The organism is Neobacillus drentensis (assembly GCF_036965645.1).
GTDB lineage: Bacteria > Bacillota > Bacilli > Bacillales > Cytobacillaceae > Neobacillus > Neobacillus drentensis_D.
Window position 1 is genome coordinate 1 of the sequence record NZ_JBALPZ010000089.1, and the last position, 20,037, is coordinate 20,037.

General features: G+C 39.9%; 23 protein-coding genes and 1 pseudogene. 6 read left to right on the plus strand and 18 right to left on the minus strand.

Annotated elements, in window-relative coordinates; translation table 11 throughout:
- The 4 genes and pseudogenes from V7266_RS17290 to V7266_RS17305 all read left to right on the plus strand — a co-directional run.
- Window positions 1-604, plus strand: a pseudogene (locus V7266_RS17290) (cytochrome ubiquinol oxidase subunit I); the annotation flags it as partial.
- Window positions 605-610: 6 nt separating this feature from the next.
- Entirely contained in the window at window positions 611-1,219 is a 609-nt protein-coding gene (locus V7266_RS17295; protein ID WP_335469409.1) for a cytochrome (ubi)quinol oxidase subunit III, read from the plus strand.
- Window positions 1,220-1,534, plus strand: a complete 315-nt coding sequence (locus tag V7266_RS17300) for a cytochrome o ubiquinol oxidase subunit IV (protein WP_335469410.1) — start codon at window positions 1,220-1,222, stop codon at window positions 1,532-1,534. It abuts the gene before it with no gap.
- A 68-nt stretch (window positions 1,535-1,602) separates the two neighbouring features.
- Window positions 1,603-2,517, plus strand: coding sequence for a heme o synthase (locus V7266_RS17305; RefSeq protein ID WP_335469411.1), 915 nt, complete (start codon window positions 1,603-1,605; stop codon window positions 2,515-2,517).
- 355 nt (window positions 2,518-2,872) lie between these two features.
- On the opposite strand, the gene V7266_RS17310 is transcribed toward V7266_RS17305, so the two are convergent.
- From V7266_RS17310 to V7266_RS17370, 13 genes are all read right to left on the minus strand, one after another.
- Window positions 2,873-3,103, minus strand: coding sequence for a hypothetical protein (locus V7266_RS17310; RefSeq protein ID WP_335469412.1), 231 nt, complete (start codon window positions 3,101-3,103; stop codon window positions 2,873-2,875).
- A 48-nt stretch (window positions 3,104-3,151) separates the two neighbouring features.
- Window positions 3,152-3,595 carry a hypothetical protein gene (locus V7266_RS17315; protein ID WP_335469414.1) on the minus strand — a complete coding sequence of 148 codons (444 nt, stop codon included), beginning with the start codon at window positions 3,593-3,595 and terminating at the stop codon, window positions 3,152-3,154.
- 278 nt (window positions 3,596-3,873) lie between these two features.
- Window positions 3,874-4,032, minus strand: a complete 159-nt coding sequence (locus V7266_RS17320; RefSeq protein WP_335469416.1) for a hypothetical protein — start codon at window positions 4,030-4,032, stop codon at window positions 3,874-3,876.
- Between the two features lie 394 nt (window positions 4,033-4,426).
- On the minus strand, window positions 4,427-4,834 hold the full coding sequence (locus V7266_RS17325; protein ID WP_335469418.1) for a hypothetical protein: 408 nt from the start codon (window positions 4,832-4,834) through the stop codon (window positions 4,427-4,429).
- 225 nt (window positions 4,835-5,059) lie between these two features.
- Window positions 5,060-5,848, minus strand: a complete 789-nt coding sequence (locus V7266_RS17330) for a 2-keto-4-pentenoate hydratase (RefSeq protein ID WP_335469419.1) — start codon at window positions 5,846-5,848, stop codon at window positions 5,060-5,062.
- 41 nt (window positions 5,849-5,889) lie between these two features.
- Complete coding sequence (locus V7266_RS17335) at window positions 5,890-6,666, minus strand: 2-keto-4-pentenoate hydratase (protein WP_335469420.1); 777 nt, start codon at window positions 6,664-6,666, stop codon at window positions 5,890-5,892.
- 81 nt (window positions 6,667-6,747) lie between these two features.
- A complete protein-coding gene (locus tag V7266_RS17340) occupies window positions 6,748-8,214 on the minus strand; it encodes an aldehyde dehydrogenase (protein ID WP_335469422.1) in 1,467 nt (488 codons plus the stop codon).
- Window positions 8,211-8,684, minus strand: a complete 474-nt coding sequence (locus V7266_RS17345) for a RidA family protein (RefSeq protein ID WP_335469424.1) — start codon at window positions 8,682-8,684, stop codon at window positions 8,211-8,213. Before V7266_RS17345 ends, V7266_RS17340 begins: the two co-directional genes overlap by 4 nt.
- A 16-nt stretch (window positions 8,685-8,700) precedes the next feature.
- Window positions 8,701-9,714, minus strand: a complete 1,014-nt coding sequence (locus V7266_RS17350; RefSeq protein WP_335469426.1) for an amidohydrolase family protein — start codon at window positions 9,712-9,714, stop codon at window positions 8,701-8,703.
- Window positions 9,699-10,238 (minus strand): 3-hydroxyanthranilate 3,4-dioxygenase, encoded by a 540-nt coding sequence (locus tag V7266_RS17355; protein ID WP_335469428.1) that lies wholly within the window; start codon window positions 10,236-10,238, stop codon window positions 9,699-9,701. Before V7266_RS17355 ends, V7266_RS17350 begins: the two co-directional genes overlap by 16 nt.
- Before the next feature lie 55 nt (window positions 10,239-10,293).
- Window positions 10,294-10,854 (minus strand): NADPH-dependent FMN reductase, encoded by a 561-nt coding sequence (locus V7266_RS17360; protein WP_335469429.1) that lies wholly within the window; start codon window positions 10,852-10,854, stop codon window positions 10,294-10,296.
- Between the two features lie 46 nt (window positions 10,855-10,900).
- Window positions 10,901-11,425, minus strand: coding sequence for an FAD synthetase (locus V7266_RS17365; protein ID WP_335469430.1), 525 nt, complete (start codon window positions 11,423-11,425; stop codon window positions 10,901-10,903).
- Window positions 11,426-11,459: 34 nt separating this feature from the next.
- Entirely contained in the window at window positions 11,460-12,938 is a 1,479-nt protein-coding gene (locus V7266_RS17370) for a 4-hydroxyphenylacetate 3-hydroxylase family protein (RefSeq protein WP_335469432.1), read from the minus strand.
- Between the two features lie 313 nt (window positions 12,939-13,251).
- Between V7266_RS17370 and V7266_RS17375 the strand changes: the two genes are divergently transcribed.
- On the plus strand, window positions 13,252-13,875 hold the full coding sequence (locus V7266_RS17375) for a Crp/Fnr family transcriptional regulator (RefSeq protein ID WP_335469434.1): 624 nt from the start codon (window positions 13,252-13,254) through the stop codon (window positions 13,873-13,875).
- Window positions 13,876-13,995: 120 nt separating this feature from the next.
- On the opposite strand, the gene V7266_RS17380 is transcribed toward V7266_RS17375, so the two are convergent.
- The 5 genes from V7266_RS17380 to kynU form a co-directional block, all read right to left on the minus strand.
- Window positions 13,996-14,640, minus strand: coding sequence for a Crp/Fnr family transcriptional regulator (locus V7266_RS17380; RefSeq protein WP_335469436.1), 645 nt, complete (start codon window positions 14,638-14,640; stop codon window positions 13,996-13,998).
- Window positions 14,641-14,824: 184 nt separating this feature from the next.
- Entirely contained in the window at window positions 14,825-15,448 is a 624-nt protein-coding gene (gene kynB, locus V7266_RS17385) for an arylformamidase (protein WP_335469437.1), read from the minus strand.
- Window positions 15,449-15,517: 69 nt separating this feature from the next.
- A complete protein-coding gene (gene kynA / locus V7266_RS17390) occupies window positions 15,518-16,366 on the minus strand; it encodes a tryptophan 2,3-dioxygenase (protein WP_335469439.1) in 849 nt (282 codons plus the stop codon).
- Window positions 16,367-16,431: 65 nt separating this feature from the next.
- Entirely contained in the window at window positions 16,432-17,829 is a 1,398-nt protein-coding gene (locus V7266_RS17395; RefSeq protein WP_335469441.1) for an amino acid permease, read from the minus strand.
- 14 nt (window positions 17,830-17,843) lie between these two features.
- On the minus strand, window positions 17,844-19,115 hold the full coding sequence (gene kynU / locus V7266_RS17400; RefSeq protein WP_420491439.1) for a kynureninase: 1,272 nt from the start codon (window positions 19,113-19,115) through the stop codon (window positions 17,844-17,846).
- 208 nt (window positions 19,116-19,323) lie between these two features.
- On the opposite strand from kynU, the gene V7266_RS17405 reads away from it, so the two are divergent.
- Window positions 19,324-19,938, plus strand: a complete 615-nt coding sequence (locus tag V7266_RS17405) for a TetR/AcrR family transcriptional regulator (protein ID WP_335469444.1) — start codon at window positions 19,324-19,326, stop codon at window positions 19,936-19,938.
- Window positions 19,939-20,037 lie beyond the last annotated feature (99 nt).

Consider the following 20,037-nt stretch of genomic DNA (forward strand, 5'->3'; position numbering starts at 1 on the left):
GGGCTTTATGGGGATGACTCGGCGGATTTATATTTATAACCAAACCGAGGGCTGGGATATGGGGTGGGCTCCGCTCAACCTGATTTCATCTGTTGGAGCGTTCTTAATGGGAGTTGCATTTGCCTTCCAAGTTTGGCAAATCCTTTACAGCATTAAATATGGGAAACGTGATGTCACAGGTGATCCGTGGGACGCTCGAACATTAGAATGGTCGATTCCTTCACCAGCGCCTCTATACAATTTTGCCATCATCCCAGAAGTAAAAGGACGTGACTCCTGGTGGTACAAGAAACAAGAAATGCAACAAGAAGGATATGAACAAGAAACACCAAAATATGAACCGATTCATATGCCGAAAAATTCCGGTATGCCTTTTATCATGTCATGCTTCTTCTTTATAGCCGGATTTGGATTTACGTTCGAATGGCATTGGATGGGCTTTTTAGGATTAATTGGCGTTGCCATTTCACTTTACGCACGTTCATTCCAATATGATACGGATTATTACATTCCAGTGGATGAAATTGAACGTACGGAAAGAGCTTTAAGGAATCGTTCCACTGTCATTCAAAAATCATCAATGGAAGAAACATTAGGGAGGTAGTACGTGGTGTCACAAAGCGTTTCTGCGCAAGCCTCTGGCCATGGTCATGATCATGGCCATGACCAGGGGGAATTAAAGGTTTTAGGGTTTTGGATTTTCCTAGTAACTGACTGTCTATTATTTTCTACCTTTTTTGGTGCTTTTGCTGTATTACGCGATCATACAGATGGCGGATTTACAGCTCATGATTTTGATGTAACTGGGTTTATCCTTGAAACCTTTATTCTTTTAATAAGTTCCTTTACAAGTGGGTTAGCCGTGTTGGCCATGAACAAAGGAGAGAAAAATTCCCTTATTCGCTGGTTAATTGTAACGGTCCTTTTAGGTGCCTTGTTTGTCGGACTTGAAATCAATGAGTTTGCAAACATGGTCGAGGAGGGTGCGACCATTTCCAGAAGTGCGTTTCTTACCTCATTCTTCAGTCTTGTCGGACTGCACGGGGCGCACGTTTCATTCGGTATCATGTGGATGATCGGTTTGATCATCCAGCTTTCCCAGAGAGGCATTACACCCGTAACGAAAAATAAAATCTCGATTATCAGTTTGTACTGGCACTTTTTGGACGCCGTCTGGATTTTCATCTTTACCGTTGTCTACTTAATGGGGGTGATGTAAATGACCAATTACGAACACACTGAACATACAGGATCCTTGAAGGCCTACGTCATTGGTTTCATTTTATCGCTTATTCTGACCATTATTCCACTCTTTTTGGTATTGAATCATATGATGGCAAAAACACCGCTGATGGTTAGTATCTTGATTGCAGCTGTTTTGCAATTTGCCCTTCAGCTATTCTTCTTTATGCATATTCGTGAGGGCGACAAACCAAGATACAATACGATGGCCTTAATTTTAGGTTTGGTTTTCGCGGTAACACTCGTCTTTGGTTCCGTATGGATTATGGAGTTTAATTCTGTGGTTCAATAGAAACTCGATGATTCTACGGGTAAACCTACAATGGATCATGGAAGGTAAACACAAAGGAGTGAGGAGTCATGGCAGTTGTCCCGAAAATAAATCAGGATCCGCCATCTTTAGTAAGACGTTTGACACAAACGATTTCAGTATATATAGAAGTAACCAAGCCCAAAATCTTATTTATGCTCAGTTTTACTTCCCTTTGCGCTGCCATTATTGCACAAAGGGGAATGCCATCTTTGGATGTCACATTGGCCATGCTTTTGAGTGCATCATTATCGGCTGGGGGTTCAGCGGCGATTAACATGTGGTATGACAGGGATGTTGATCTCATCATGGAGCGGACAGCCAATCGTCCCCTTCCCTTGGGTTTAATTCAACCTACATCTGTCTTGAGGTTTGGACTTGTATTAGGTGTATTATCAGTGGTTATCGCTTTTTTCTTTGTCAATCCCCTTACCGCTTTTTTAAATGCTGCGGGGTATTTCTATTATGCTGTCATTTATACGATGTGGTTAAAACGACGTACCCCTCAAAACATTGTCATTGGCGGAGGAGCTGGTGCTTTTCCAATTTTAATTGGCTGGTCTTCCGTCACAAATAGTTTAGATTTAACAGCCTGGTTAATGTTTATGGTGATTTTTCTTTGGACACCGCCTCACTCCTGGGCGCTTGCCTTATACAAAAATGAGGAATATACAAAAGCAGGCATTCCGATGATGCCGGTCGTTATAGGTCCCCGTGGAACCAAAATTCAAAGTCTTATCTATATGGTCCTTTTAATTGTTTGTTCCATCGTTCTATACATATATGGGAACTTTAATACCATTTACCTTGCCGGTGCCATCCTTTTTAACAGCGCTCTCCTGTATTGCACTTTTAGAATGTGGAAAGAAGAGGATCATCTATTTTTTTGGGCAAAACGGACGTTTATTTGCTCTTTGTTCTATATATTAGGGGTGTTTTCAACGATGGTAATTGGGGTTTCATGAAGGAAAATATTAGTTCATTTAAGGGGGGAACAAGTTGAATTACGGACTTATCATTATTCTTAGTTTATTTGCTGTGACTTTTATTATATCCACGATTATTTTTAAAAAAGCAATGAAAGAATAAATGAATAGTTTAAGGGCTCTGTCAAAAAATCTGACAAAGCCCTTTTTATTGCCTGTTATTCAGTCATCAATTTATAAAACATATATGAGGATAATCCCAACGATAATGCAAACAACCCAAAGTAGCCAACTGTATAATAAATACTCTCCATTTTGTGCCCCTTTCTACTAACAGTTTTATTGCATGAATGAGATTAGATCAACACCAACTTTGTGGCAGTTTGGATAGAAATCATTCTTTGAACGAATGATTTCTTTGTTGGATAGCGCCTAGAACGGCCCCGAAAATTAAGGTATATCCTGCACCGCCAAAACAGCCAAGTGCAAGGTTTAAATGGAAGTTTTCATTCATTGTCCAAGGAGTTCCATCCATTGTCCATGGTTGACCCGTGAAAAGTTCATATAACATGAAAAGAACTCCTGCAATAACTTCCAGTATCGTTAATTTTATATACCATTTCATATGACTTCCTCCAATTTATTTGGGATGTATGTATTTGTTCAAACTTCATTATTCGCTTGATAGGACTGAAACGCCCAACATCGGTGCAATTGTTTTGAGATTATTACGATTTTCCACGATAAGCTTGCGACTTTGGGCTTTATTCTTTTGGGAAATGGCCTCGGTTAGCTCATCATATTTTGCATCGATACCACCTGCAAATGTTTTACCCTTTTTTGCGATTAACGAAGGCAGGATGGCATCGTGAAATTCATCATCAAGGTTACGAGATAGGGTTTTTGCTGAATCATAATCTTCATGGGCTATAAACTTGTCCATCATTTTAAACCCATAGAACATATCTACGAAAGGTGTGGAAAGCGATCGCTTTGCGTGAGTCATTTTGTAATCAGATTGAGTATAGAGTTGATTATTGTTAAGAGTATCTCCGCAGCCTGCAACACTTATTGTTAGTAATGTCCCCATCACGGCGGTCAATATTTTTTTACTCATCTTTTTGCTCCTCTTTTTTAAAAGTTAGGATAAAAAATTAGGAAAACTAGACATACTAGTGATAAACCATTGCAGTACTATTATCCCCATCACAAACTTTATTATCATAACCAACAGAAGTTCCAATTACATTTATTCCTTTTGCAGTTCAATTGGATGAAAAAAAGATGGGAGCACCGTGGCAATCCCATCTTTAATGAAAGCGTATATGGTTGCGATAAATTTTAATCGTTGAATTTACCTGCTTCACCGTTTTTCAGCGTACATCTCAAATTGTGTCAGGAAAGATGCGTTTTATCTTTTTCTGGTGGATATTTTTGAAGCCTAACAGATTCAACTTTTGTTTTTCCCACATTGGAGAATATTAAAAACAGAACAAACCAGATTGGGCTCATCGCCGCAATACCTCTTACAAAGCCAACCAGAAAATCTAACATCTATTTCACCCTCCCATTTTGTTAGTAGACTAGAAGTTTAGTGAAAACGTTTTCAATTATAAAAATTAAAACAGGTTGCTATATGCGGTTATTCACTGAGGACATACAGTCAGATCAAAAACTTATCGATTAAAAAACTGAAGTTAAGAATCTAATTTTTTTACGGCCTAGATAATTTGTTCTCTTCCCTCCTGTCTTTTATATAAATAATATATTCTATGTAAAAAAGTGAAAATCCTTTCTTTCATTGAATACTAATTATTGGTACCTTTCCATACAAAGTTGTCAATACACCTTCTTGAAAAGACATGATGTCACTTCCTCATCTACTGCAAAGAGGACGATGACACCTCTGGCTGTCATCGCCCTCTTTTTATGCTGATCATCATCCCAACTAAATACAACTCGCGTCCACTACCTGACCAGATACCGACATCAGTTCATTTAGGTTAAGCCATCCACCAATATTTTGAGATTGGTCCACACCTTCTATGGTAAAAGTCAGGCTAATATTGTTTGAAAGTGTCAAAGTTGCTCTTTTGCCAATGCAGTTCTGTGCTTTTTGCAGAGAATCCACCCTTATCCCTTCACACGAAACCGTATACTTTTGCATCGGCGCATAAATTAATACTCCCCTTGAAAGGTCATAGGTTCTTATAAAACCTTCGGCAGTTGTTCCATCTCGGAAAGACAATCTGATCCATCTATTTTGCTGATAACAAGCAAGAATTTTTTGAAATAGTCCTTGTCTGTAGTCATAATAATATGGATAGTTAGGCTGGTAAGGATCATTTGGATACAATGCATCCCCCCCTTTCTTTCATCATTCATTCTTTTATGTATATGAGGAAAAAAAGGGTTGGTGCTTGTTAACACCTGTTGTGTAACGGTTTGTAAATCGGCTTATTATATTAATATTTCCATCATGGAAATGTATCATAAGTAGGCTGTCATCCTATTTAAGGATCTATGTGTGCCATGAAAAGAAAAGTGGCCATTACTTCAAAATTACAATCTAACAAACTACCTATTTGCAAGTGAATGATACGCTGCCAAGGTCGGCGAATTGGGCAATAATGGTGTCGCCTGGTTGGAAACTGATAGCTTCGGTAATGGCACCGCTTAGGACGATGTCACCTTTTTTAAGACCTTGGCCTGTTTCACCTAGTTTGTTGACGACCCAGGCAACGGCTGCTGCAGGATCGCCTAAGACAGCTGCACTTGTGCCTACAGTTGCCACCTCTGAATTTTTTGCCAAGTACATACCAATTTCTGCAAGATTAAGGCCCTTCGGAGATACCCATTTATTCCCTAAAATGAATTTTGCAGACGAACAGTTATCAGCTACTACGTCAACTAATGTAAATTTGAAATCTAAATAACGGCTGTCGATAATCTCTATCGCTGGCGCAACATATTTTGTTACGCGCAAAATATCTTCAGCTGTAACGGAGGTTCCTTGGATATCCTCATCAATCAGGAACGCAATTTCAGGTTCTGCCTTCGGATGAATGAGCTGCTCAAATTGGATTGGTTCCCATTCCGGCGAAAGCATGTCAACCATTAAATAACCGTAAATAGCCTCATGAACACCCATCATTTCCTGTTTTGCTTTACTTGTTAATCCTAGTTTCACACCGATCCGGCGCCCGCCCTGTTCTTCTTTTTTCTCAATTAATTGTTTTTGTAATTCATAAGCTTCCTTGAATGTAAGATGAGGATACTTAGTAGTAATTTTTTCGACTTCACGCTTTTCCCTCTCCGCTTCTAACAAATAAGCAACGATTTCTTGGTCAATTTCTTGTAATGAACTCATGATAGCCCTCCAATTTTTCATGTTCATAAAATAATATGCCTTTACGAAAGAATGACTGAAACTTTGCCCAATGGGCCAAAATGAGCCGAAATCTTATCACCGGGGGATATGGCAACCGCAGCCGAGAGAGCGCCAGGAAGGATTAACTCTCCTGCTCTTAAATGAATACCAAACTCATACAATTTATTTGCCAGCCATGCTACCGCCTGTGCCGGATGTCCAAGTACTGCTGCTCCAGAACCCGTTGCCACGAGCTCTTCATTTTTATGTAAAGCCATCCCAAGGCTGCGCAAATCCAAACCTTCCACTGTGCTAAACTTATTCCCGACTACAACCCTAGCGGATGAACCGTTATCAGCAACCGTATCCACTAATTTAATGTTCCAATCAGCAATCCTGCTGTCAATAATCTCAATGGTTGGCACAACATATTTCGTTGCCATCAAAACATCGATATAGGTGACATTAGGGCCTGCAATGTCTTTTTCCAAAATAAAGCCAATTTCCGCCTCGACTTTGGGGCTTATAAACTCACTTATTTTTACTATTTCATTATCAGCCATTTTCATTTCATCTAAAAGGTGGCCATAATCCGGTTCATCGACCCCAAGTATTTGCTGCATAGCAACGCTCGTAAGACCAACCTTTTTACCAATCACTTTACTCCCTTTAGCCTTCTTTCTCTCAATCATTTCAAGCTGAATTTGATAGGCATCTTTAACATTCAATTCAGGAAAACGCTCTGTTAACGGGGCTGCCGGGCGTTGAGTTCTTTCCGCATTCAGTAATTCATCCACAATTTCTTCTTGTAATCTCATTTGACCAGCTCCTGTCCTTCTTATCGTGCCCTTCCTACGTACGTAAAAGGTGGCCCATAAGCCACCTTTGGGTATTGTTTCTTATAATTTCATCGTAATTGTTTTAGCTTCCGTATAAAATTCAAAGCTATGACGTCCGCCTTCTCTGCCAATTCCACTTGCCTTGGATCCTCCAAATGGCGTCCTTAAATCCCGATGGTACCAGCAGTTGATCCAGAACAAACCTGAATCGATTTGTTCAGCAACACGGTGTGCACGTCTTAAGTCATTTGACCATACCACACCTGCCAAACCATAAATGGAATCATTGGCAATTCGTACAGCATCCTCTTCCGTTTTAAAAGGTATGACAACCAATACAGGTCCAAAAATCTCTTCCTGTGCGACCCGCATTTTATTATCCACATCATAGAGAACGGTTGGCTCGTAAAAATTACCTTGTTGTAATCCTTCCACACGTTTCCCTCCAACTGCAAGCTTCGCACCTTCGGAAATACCAATTTGCACATAATTATCTACTGTAGCTAAATGACTTTTGGAAATAAGCGCACCCATATCTGTATTTTCATCCAGCGGATCACCTACTTTAATTTTCTTAACTGCTGCTACAAATTTTTCAAGAAATTGATCATAGACGGATTCCTGGACTAAGACCCTGGAGCCTGCTAAACAAATCTCCCCTTGATTGCGGTAGATGGCCTCAATCGAACCTGCTACTGCTTCATCAAGGTCGGCATCTTCAAACACAATATTCGCTGATTTCCCCCCTAATTCTAATGAAACAGGAATCAAGTTATCTGAAGCATTTCTCATCACTGTTTTTCCTGTTGAGCTCTCACCGACAAACGAAATTCTTCGAACATATGGATTGGTGGTCATCGCTGTACCTACCGTACTTCCCGATCCGGTCAAAATATTAAGGACGCCTGGTGGAAGTCCGGCATCGTTAGCAATTTCTCCCAACATTACAGCACTTAACGGCGTATAGGATGCCGGTTTAACAATCACGGTATTTCCCGCTGCCAAGGCCGCAGAAGCTTTCCATGTCATTTGCATGAATGGCAGATTCCAAGGAATGATTAGGCTGGTCACACCTGCTGGAGCATATTTTGTATAGCTCATATGCTTGGATTGATCGAAATGCTCGTGGTTCACGTACTTAGCCATTTCTGCAAAAAAGCGTAAATTAGATGCTGCCCGTGGAATATCAAAATCCCTGCTTTCTTTTATGGGCTTTCCCACGTCCAATGTTTCGATAAGGGCCAGTTCATCCACACGCTCCATGACGAGATCCGACATCTTGCAAAGAATCTTTGATCGCTCTTCAACAGGCATTTTACTCCAAATACCGCTTTCAAATGTTCGTTGTGCAACAGAAATCGCTCTTTCCACATCCTCTTCATTCGCACTGGCGACCGTCGTCAACTTTTGATTGGTGGCAGGATTAAACGTGTCAAAACTCTTTCCGGAAATCGAGTCGACATATTCCCCGTTAATAAATAGTTTCGAAGCTTGAATCTTTATTTCTTTTTCAACTGTTTTGTTCATCTAGTTTCACCATCCTCAATTTCTAAAATCATCTCAACCTCTACAGCATTATTGTTAGGAAGCTGCGCCATTCCGACCGCAGATCTCCCGTGTTTTCCTTTTTCACCAAAAACTTGCATCAACAAATCAGAAGAGCCGTTCATCACTTTCGGCTGGTCCGTAAAATCGGGAGCTGAATGGACAAATCCGAGAATCTTGACCACTCGTTTTACTTTACTAAGATCTCCTATCTCATGTTTTACAACGGATAAAAGATTAAGCATGCACTGTCTTGCCGCATCGTATCCGTATTCAACTGTTACGTCGTCACCAAGCTTGCCCCGGTACTCATCTGTTCCTTGACCTGATGTAAAAAGAAGATCTCCTGTTCGAACGCAGCTGACATAATTACCGGCGGCTTTACGAAGAGGCGGCAGTTGTAATCCGAGCTCTACTAATCTCTCTTCCGGCGTGATCTGTTTTTCTGTCATCTACCTAGCTCCTTCCTTACTTGACGAATGTACTTACCGGAACATTTAGGAATCGCAACGCATTTTCCCCGAGCATGGCACGTTTCTGTTCCCCGGTTAACAATAAAGTGTCATCGATAATCTTACCGGGAGGGGTTTCCCTTAGTAAAAATGGATAATCAGACCCTAACATAATTTGACTGCTTCCAAATTTTTCAACTAAAAATTTGATGTTCACAGAATCATTTACAATAGAATCATAGTAAAATTTCTTCGCATAAAAACTAGGAGGATGCTCCGTTAGTCGCAAATGCGGCCATACATTCCAGCCATGATCAAGGCGGGGAAGAATTAATGGTAAGGATCCGCCGCCATGAGAAAAGCAAATTTTCAAACCAGGAAATTTCTCCATGATACCGCCAAGGATTAAACATCCGGCTGCTAAAGCCGTTTCACTCGGCATTCCAACCGTATACATTAAGTTATGATTGGACAACCGGTCCCTTCCAAGCGTCTCCCATGGATGAACAAAAAGCGGGACATTCCATTTCTCACACATTTCGAAAAAGTCGATGAGTGATTCATCATCAAGATTTTTCCCATTTATGTTTGTGCCAATTTCAATCCCCTTTAATCCCAACTCGTGAATACAGCGGTCCATTTCACGAATGGCTGTCTTCACATCTTGAAGCGGAACCGTACCCAGGCCGATAAACTTGTTTGGATTTTGTTCAACTGTTTCAGCGATAAAATCATTTTGCAATTGGGCCATTGCTAATGCTTCTTCAATCGGTGCCCAATAGGAAAACGTGACAGGAATGGGCGATAACACTTGGATGTCAACGTTTTCATTTTCCATATCACTTAATCGCTTCTCCGGGCTCCAAACTTGGTCTGTCACTTCCCGAAAAACCTTACCGGCAATCATAATATTGGCGCCGCATGAACAGGTAGGCTGGAGGATCGGCCACTTATCATTTTGGTATCTTTTTGCAAAATCCGGTAGATTTTCTGGAATAATATGGGTATGAAAGTCTACTCGCATTTCCATTCACTCGCTTCTTCCGGCATCACATGGCCGCAATTCTTACAAGTACGGAGCTCAAGGCTTCCATTAAACCCATTAATCGCTTCTTTAACTTGAATTTCAATATTCGATAATTGGACAGTTACTCGGTGCATCTCATGGTCACATTGATCACAGAACCACACGAAATGCTCTAATTCACCTTTAGCTCTGTCACGCTCGATGACGATGCCGATTGTTTCTGCCACTCGGTGCGGTGAATGGGGAACATTTGGCGGAAGGTGGAATACTTCGCCTTCTTTTACTGTGATGACTTCCCTTTTCCCCTCTGCATTGATAATTTCAACGTAGCAATCGCCATTTAATTGATAGAAGATCTCTTCAGATGGGTCGACGTGAAAATCACGGCGTTTGTTAGGACCACCAAGCACCATGAACATTAATTCGGAATCCTTCCAAACGACCTTATTATTTACCGGCGGCTTAAGTTGTTCCTTATTCTCTTCAATGAATTTCCAAAGATTGATAGATTTTAAAGAATTTGACATATTGCTAGTCTCCTTTTCTTTTCTATTGTTCTCATGCATTCGATCTAACCATCTATTAAACAGATGTCGGCTGATTTTCTGTTGATTTTAATGCATTTTGCATAAAAACGACTTCATGTGCTAACGAGGTGATTCTGTATCGTACATCTGTATCGATAATTTCATTTTCTCGATTAAAATGATCGTTATTCACATACACATAGCCAGGTGCCACAAAGGCACGGAAAAACCCAGCAATCGGCTTCAATTGATTTTCAATGACAAGGAAGTGCTGGTAGGTCCCGCCTGTCGCGATGAAACCCATTACTTTATGACGGAGATCATTCGGATTGATTAAATCAAATAAATTTTTAAGCGGTCCTGAAAGGGATCCCTGGAATATTGGCGTACCGATAATATAAAAATCGGCAGAATGAATGATGTCCAGAGCCTTCTTTGTATCTTCATTGTAGTTGGAAGGATGGCGTCCATCACAAAACTGGATCTCATAATTTCTTAAATCCAACAGCTCCACTTCAAGGTCCTGTTGGTGCTTCTTCGCTTCCTCCAGCACCTTTTGGACGACAATACTTGTCTTGGCACCGATGATTGTGCCTGAAATACCTAGCAGTTTCATATAAAAACCTCCAATATCAGAATGCCGCCTTTTATTTAACCCCACTCTACCAGCCCAGTAATGCATACGATGTTTGAAAATCCCCCTCGGATAACAACTGGCGAATTCTAGTGGATGAGATGAGCTCCCCGCTTTTGCAACAAACCGGGGCCGTCACATGTATGGGAAAATATTTTTTTAAAAGGGCAACATTCCCCTCTCTATTTTTTCCAAACCGGAAATCAGCACCAATCATGATTTCATTCGGGTGAAGTCTTTTTAATTCATGTATAAATTCATTGGGCCGCCGGTTTGAAAACCATTCATTAAAACGGGCAACAATGACATAGTCAACACCCATTCTCTCGATCCTTTCTACTTTCTCCTCAATCGTCGTCAGAATCTGTACGCCCTGAAAGAAATTTCGTGGAGGGGGATCAAAGGTATAAACAACACTGGCAGCTTTGGAAGACTTGGCCTTTTCCACAGCTGTTTTTATCACTTCTTGATGGCCTTTATGTACCCCGTCAAAGGCACCAATCGCTATGACCGATTCCGGCAAATCCAAACGTCCATTTCTCAGCGTTCTCATTTTCCGCACCTCCCCGACCTTTTCCTTCATTTTTTTAAGCATTTAAAATTTCTTTCTTTGCATCATATATTTTTAATGCATCTTCTACTAGCTCAAATGAGTCCTTACGCTTAAAGCTGTTGTAGAAAATCGCCCGCTTGCGTATTGGGTCTCCTGTATAATAGCGTTCATATTGAAGGAGCCGCTGGCCAAATGCCTCTCCACATAAATCCCAAGCCAATTTAAACAAATGAACACGATACTCCGAAGATACACCATCTCTTCCTACATAATAACGATCCAAATCTGCTCTTAATTCAGGATTCTCGAAGTCGGCATCCGTTGGTGACATAAGCAATCCGCCTGCCCCTATGATTTGCATCACCTCAATCGCACGAGGGTACATGGTTGGAAGTAACCCTCGAATCGTTTCAAGCGGTGCATAGGCCGGCATCACCTCACCAGTAGCCGTTACTTCATGTTCATATTCTGCAACCTTCAACAATGCACGAATCGTTTCAACCGCTTGGACTAATTCACCTAAATCATTTTGCACATTCAGAAATACATCTACTCCAATGGAATCAGCTATTTTACAAGCTACTTCCGTTGCAAATTGAAGCTTGATTAGTCCCCTAACTCCAGATTGGTGGGCCGGCTGTTGGGCAATTCCTGTTTTCGGATAAAGCAGATTTGCTGCCTCCACATTGTTATAAAGAAAAACACGATCCCATGGTACGAGGACATCATTAAACACAAGGACAGCATCCATTTCTTCGAATCTGGACGCGAGCGGATGGTCATAAACAGAGCGCTTTCCATCCTGCATAGCTTCACGGCAGATAATTCTTAATCCCGCAGCGTCAATCGGTATGGCAAATGCTAAGGCATAGCGCTCATCGCCTGGCTTAAAGCCTGGGAAGGAATAGACAATCACTTCATCCGTAATCGGTGAAAGAGTCGCAAGCATTTTGGCACCTCTTACGATTAAGCCCTCAGCTGTCTCTTCGACTGCACCTAAATGTGTGTACATGTCCTGCTGCTCGTGAGAAGCTTTGCTGCGGTCATTTTGTGGGTTGATAATGGCATGAGTTAAAAATAAGTCATGATCACGAATATACTGATAGTAACGGCGAATATTTTTTCCCCACTCAGGATTGTATTTATCCAAAAAGTCCGAGTTACTCGCCATAGACGTGACAACTACATTTAAGAAATCAGGTGTCCTGCCCATTAATCCATAGGTAGTTTTCGCAAACTCTTCAAACGTTTGTCTCCGGGCTTCGAGATCTTGATAACTTTTCGGTACCAAGAAAGCATTTGAGACTCTTTCTCCTGTTTCTCTGCAAACGTGGGTAATTTTCTCTTGTACCTTCGGATCATGCTGCAAATCATATAGTTTGGCGATTTGATGAATCGGCTCTTGAAATACCGGTTCCTCATATACATTTGTAATTTTTCTCCCCGCTAACCAAACCTCTGGGTTTCGGGATTTTACACCTTCGATATACTGTGCTCCTGTACGAATTCCCATTTAAATCCTCCTTTAAAATTTCATAATCAAATTATAGAGGCTTCCTTTTTCATAATTGTCTCCTTCTATTTTTCCTAGAAGTGCATGTGTTGGAAGCGCTTCATTTGTAATCTACATTTTTGATTTTACTATTTAATTACTTTCAACTACTGTTAACTCATAAACATAAATCCGTCTTTTTTAAAAATTATTTGTAAACGGTTGCAATTAAGGCGGATGAATATTATTCTTTTATCATGTTAGACCCATTTGAAAAATAGAATCATAATTTCTAAGAGACTTTGGAAGATCGTTTGATGAAGGAGATGGTACAATGTCTATCTTGTTTGACCATGATATTAAGTGGGATCCTATTTTGCAATTCGGCACGAGGCATTTTTTCAAAGAAAAAGCGATTATTTACAGACAAGGTACTTTAGAGGATGGATTTTATTATCTTCAGAAAGGGTTAATAAACGTAACAACCACCACGATTAGTGGAAATGACCGTTTGTTAAACATTGCCGTACCAGGCCAGATTTTAGGTCTGCAAGGAATGGATCAGAAGTCCCATTTTACTACCGCGACAGCGATCAAGGATTCCATCCTCTATTATTTCTCTTTTGAAAGATTTGAGAAACTGATGATTCATCATCCATCATTATTTAACACGTTTATCCGAACCGTCATACATAAAATGCATATTCTTGCTGATAAAATTTACTTGGATACCTTATTACCCAATCAACAACTCGCACGCATTCTTTTAAATATCTGTTACGATTTTAAAAATAAAGAAGTGCCGTTATCACAACAGGATCTTGTAAAATCTACTGGCTTAAACAGAGTGACCATTTATAAGCTGCTTAAACAATGGAAGGAAGAAAATGTAATCGAATACCATGAGAAAAATTTAATCATAAAAAAACCGGATGTCTTAAAAAAGCTTCTTGATTAGCAGAAATAAAAAAAAGGAGCAATCTTTGCTCCTTTCTCCCCTAAATATTCCTCCGTGCAGGCGCTCCATTTCGTTCTATGACACGAATCCTGTCACCCCTCCATTAGCAATTAAGATGTATTAAAATGTTTTCACGTTTGATAGGTCTTTTTCGCCGGTGTTTTGGATGTTTATTAACTCGTCAACATCGAGGATGCAAATGGAACGTTGTGTGATTTGTATTAATTTTTGGCTTTTCCATTTGTTCAAAATTTTGTTTACTGTGATTCTCGAGGTACCTATATACCGAGCAAATGATGTTTGATCGAGCGAAAAGGATCCGGTTTCGCTGACAACCTTTAATAAATAATGCGCCATTTGTTGTTCGACAGGGCAGCATAGAAAAGAAAACATATCTGCAAGTATCCTAAATTTATAGATTAATGAATTTGAAAAGGTACGTGCTGCCTCAGGATACTCCCTGCAAATTCTTAACAGTTGATCATCGGAGAAATAGTAGATGACTGATGTACAAGTAGTAATAGCAGATGTTAAGTAGGGTTCTTTTTTAACTCCATGTTCTCCAAATAACATTCCCTCAGGGACGTAATTAACGGTACGTTCCACCCCTTGAGGGGAAAGAAGCGTTATTTTCACTCCTCCCTTTTCCAAATAAAAACAACCTTTTCCTGTCTCTCCCTGGTGATATACGAATGTATTTTCCTGTAATTCTTGTTTATCCCCCCATTTTAAGTACGGGCTCCATGAATACCGCAGTTCTTCCAAACATAAGTCCTCCTTCATTATCCTTTCGCAGACCTATTTCTTCTAAAGTCTATGTTGCTGGTCAAAACTTCTGTTCAGTCGTGGAAACTCGGGCATCTACACTATTGATAAAAACCTCCTGTACAATATGCATGTATTGTTCAGGAGGCGTATTTTTTAAGGTATTGGGTAAACTGTCAATCTACTAAATTTTCCGCACCACTGCACGGACCGGACTCCCATCAGCTTTAGCCAGTGGAAGCGGGAGGGCTGCTAATTCATAGTCGCCTGGAGTGATGTGGTCCAACACCAAGCCTTCAAGTATATGGATTCCATGATTGGCGAGTTCATGGTGTGCCGAAAGCTCTTTACTATCGATGGGGTCGACTGACGGCAAGTCGAGTCCAATCAGGCGGACTCCAAATTTTGATAAATACGACGCTGATTCGGGTTCAATCCTAGGGATAACAGCTGGGAAATACCGCCGATCATTCCATGCATCTGTCCTGATTAACAAACGAGTGATCCCTGTTAACTCGAAATCAGATAATTCTTTAACTCCGATTGATGACTTATTGGGCAAATGAATCACCCGAGACCTGCCAATGTATAAATTCACATCGAGATCGATCACTTTCTTCCCATCATCATCAAAATGAAAAGGGGCATCTATATGTGTGCCAGTATGGGTACTCATGATGATTTGCCCTACATTGACCGAGCCACTCTCTTCTTTATTCCACGCTAGTTTATAGGAGAAAGGAGTATCACCTGGCCAGACTGCGACCTTTTCATCCAGTCGTTGTGAAATATCAATCCAATCACTCATGCAAACTACCTCCCTCTCTTCTATCTATTCCGTTACTTTGCTGTTTTCATGAATGAATAGGCTACTCTATTATAGTTTCGTTCTTAAACTCCACAATTCCGGGAAAAAGTGCTGATCCAGAGCTCTTTTTAAATAGCTGACACCTGAGGATCCGCCTGTTCCTTGCTTGTGACCAATTATTCTTTCCACCGTACTCATATGATTAAAACGCCATAATAACTGCTGATTTCCGATATCAATCAACTTCTCTGCCAACTCATATAGGTCCCAATATTGCCCAACATTACGGTAAACTGTCAGCCATCCTTTTTCCACACTGTCATTTGGTTCATAATTTTTTGATACATCTCGATTAAGCACCTCTGGATCGACATGTATTCCACGCGCAGCAAGGGCCTTGATGGCAGCATCATAAATACTTGGTTTATTTAGTGCTTCCTGCATTTGTTCATAAAGCTTTGTTTGATGTTGATAGACTGCTAATGTGTGGACATTTTTGTTACCCAATGCAAATTCAATCAACCTGTTCTGATAAGACTGGAATCCTGATGATTGACCCAGCTTATCCCTAAACTCCAAGTACTCTGAAGGTGTCAAAGTAGAAAGAACACTCCACGACTGAATCAATTGCTGTTGAATTCTTGAAACACGCGATAGAATTTTAAATGACGGTTCCAAATCGTTTCGGCTTATACACTCAATTGCTGCTGTCAATTCATGTATAATTAATTTCATCCATAATTCACTAGCCTGATGAATAATGATAAATAACATTTCGTCATGGTGACCAGATAAACGATGTTGACTGGACAAAATCTTATCGAGATGAAGGTAATCCCCGTATGACATTGCTTCTTGGAAATTTGTTTGAATGCTTCCCTCTAGGTTTGAGTTTGTACCTTTTTCATGTGTATTCATATGACCCGCGCCCCATTCTTTTCAATTAATTTGCCGAAAAATAAGCAACCTTACCATTAAGCTGTTTAGTTTATATTCTCTTTTATTTCATTGTTTGGAATTTGATTAATCGTTCTTTTTTTTAAAATAGGATAGACAGCAGTTAAACACAGTAACCATGGGATACCGAATTGCAGCATGATTTTAAAACCAGTAAACCAGGTAGTGATCATTAAACTCAGGAGAAGTACTGCTCCTGCTATCGTTAAATATGGATAACCAAGCATTTTAACAGGTAATTTTCTGCCACCTGACTTCTCCCACTTTCTTCTAAAAAACAAGTGTGATACAAAAACCATAAACCAGGTGAAAATAGCACCGAACATAGAAATTCCCATCATAAATGCATAAGATGATTCCGGTAATAATGCATTTACCAGAGCAGCAAGAAAAATTCCTAGAGTAGAAATGGCCAGTGCCCCAAGAGGAACACCTTTTTTGCTTAATTTCCCAAACACGGCTGGTGCTTGATTTCCTTGGGAAAGTGAAAACATCATTCGAGTAGAAGCATACAATTGACTGTTCATAGATGATAAGGCAGCAGTTAAAATAACAAAATTCATGATTCCTGATGCACCAGGAATATTTAATAGCTCTATTACTTTCACAAATGGACTTTCTTCCACTCCTGCTGATCTCCAAGGAACAATCATTAACATGATGCCAATAGTCAAGATATAAAAGATTGATAAACGGAAAAGTGTTGCCTTTAATGCTTTTGGCACGGCAACATCCGGGTCTTTCGCTTCACCCGCTGTAACCGCTATCAATTCTGTTCCTAAAAAGCTAAAAAGAGAAATAAAAATAGCCACCCACATTCCCCACCAGCCGAACGGTAAAAAACCCCCGTCATTAACTAAGTTTTTTGGCCCCATATTCGGTTCTGCATGGCCTCCGAAAAAAACATAGGCTCCAAGTAGGATAAAACCAATGATTGCACTTATTTTAATCATGGAGAACCAATATTCAAAAGTCCCAAAAGCATTTACACTTGTGGCATTTATATAAATGAGGACTGCCGAAAATAGGACGATCCAAACGATTCCAGGCACATGTGGAAACCAATACTTCATATAAACAGCAATGGCACTTACCTCTACTCCCACAGCAAGAACGTTTGCAATCCAATAAGAATATCGCACGAGATAGCCTGTAAACGGACTGATATATTTTTCAGCAATTGTGCCAAAAGAACCGGAAGTAGGGTGAGCTACCGTCATTTCCGATAAACAGCCCATTAAGAGTAGGACAATCAATGCACCAATTCCATAACTGAGTATGACACCAGGTCCTGCCGTACTAATGGCCATACCACTGCCCAGAAAAAGGCCTGTTCCTATGGCACACCCCATTGCAATCATCGTAAGCTGATTTGTTTTTAAAGCTCGCTTCAATCCCTTTTCTTGAGCATTTTTGTCCTCCATATAAATCCCCCTTTTTAGGCTACGATTTCGCGTTCATTTTCAAATTTTTCATATTGCTTATCCTTCATAATACTTTTAAGTATTTGTACCACTGACCAAACTTCCTCATAGGAAGTATAAAGGGCAACAGGTGCAAGTCGAATGATATTCGGGGCTCTGAAATCTGGAATGATACCGTTTTCTTTTAATGACTTACAAATTCGTGCTGCTTCCTCATGTTCAAGGCTTATATGCCCGCCCCGCCGTATGTCTTCTCTTGGTGTTCCAATGAAAAATCCCATGTCCTTAAGCTCACTATTAACTAAATCTATTAAATATTGATTTAGTTTAAGAGACTTTTGACGGATATTTTCAATGCCTGCTTCTGTAAAAATTTCTAATGAACCTATCAAGGGAGCAGCACTTAAAATATGAGGAGTTCCCAATTGGAATGCTGCTGCTGAATCAGCAGATGTGAATGTATGCTCCATATCAAACTGTTTCTCTTTTTTTGAACCAAACCATCCTGCCAAGCCAGGAATTTTTCCAAAATGTTTTCGGTTTACAAATAAGCCTCCAACACCACCAGGCCCCCCATTTAAATGTTTATAATTACACCAAAAAGCAAAATCAACATCCCACTCACTAAAAGAATGGGGAATCGATCCAACCGAATGGCATGCATCAAACCCGATTAAGATACCTCTATTATGTGCTTCAGTCGTTAATCGTTTTATATCTAAAATTTGACCGCTGCGGTAAAGGACAGTAGGCAAGATGATCAGAGCAATGTCATCGTTCATTGCTTCAATAATGTCATCCTCTTCTAAAAAGCGGCCATCACGGCTTTTCACACGAATGAGATGTGTATCGGGAACATACCCGTGGATGCGTACCTGGCTTTGAAGTGCATAAATATCGGTTGGAAATGTTAGTTCATCTGCTAGAATTTTCGTGCGCAGTCCTTCCGGTTTATAAAACGTAGATACCAGCTGATGAAGATTAACGGTTGTAGAACCCGTGACCATTACTTCTTCAGCCGAGGCTCCAACTAACGGTGCGAGCTTCTTACCTAACTCTTCTGCCATAAAGAACCATGGATGTTTCCCTCTTGTCCAGCCATCAATCCCATATTCTTTCCAATCCTCTAAGGATTCTAATAGAGTCTTTTCCGCTCTTTTCGAAAGAAGTCCTAATGAGTTCCCGTCCATATAAATGGTTCCAGGCTTTAGATAAAACTCTTCTCGAAAATGTCTAAGGGTATCTTCCTTATCCAATTCTTTCGCGTAATCTAAACCTTCTAGCATCATGATTCTCCCCTTTACAATGAATAAGATCGTTTTTAAAACGCTTTCATAATAATATTGACATCATGTCAGTAATATTATCGAATGAATATGACACTATGTCAATATTATTTTTTGAAAGAACGTTTAGTTTTTATTACATCCCTTTATTTTTTTGAATAATACCTATATTCTAAAGTTAATGAGATGAGTGTGTGGAGGAATAAAGATGAAGCAAGATCATGTAGAGGATAAACGACATTTACGATCGATAATAACTAGGCAAAAATTATTAGAAGCTGCCAGAGAGGTTTTTCTCGAGGAAGGGTTCCAAAAAGCGACAATCTCACAAATGATTAAAAAAGCAAACATTGGATACGGAACCGCCTATGTTCATTTTGAAGGAAAAGAAGATCTTTTAATCGTATTAATGGAGGATGTCATGAAGCGATTTTATAAAATCGCAGAGACCTCCTTTCGGCCAAAACTAAAACAAGAAGCTGAGGAAATCATTTACAACCAAGCCAAATCTTTTTTATTAATGGCAGAAGCCGAACAAGACATGATGCAGGTCTTTGAACAGGCAATTGGGATCTCTTCTTTAGTATCTGATAAATGGAAAACAATTCGGGAAAAATTTATTCAGCGAATTTCACTGGACATAGCCTATGTACAACAAAACAGATTGGCTAGAGCAGAATTAAATCATGAGATCGTCGCACGAAGCTGGTTTTTTACAAATGAAATGTATTTATGGGAAATAGTTCGTAAGGAACATCATCATTCTGTTGAAGAAATTGCTAAAACGATTACATCTATCTATGTAACAGGACTTTATATCTGATTTTCATATTAATATATCTTTTTTTACTATTCTTCTTTTTTTTTATCGTAGTAAGCGGCGGTGAAATTGGTCAAATTCACTTTTCGTGCAGATTCACTC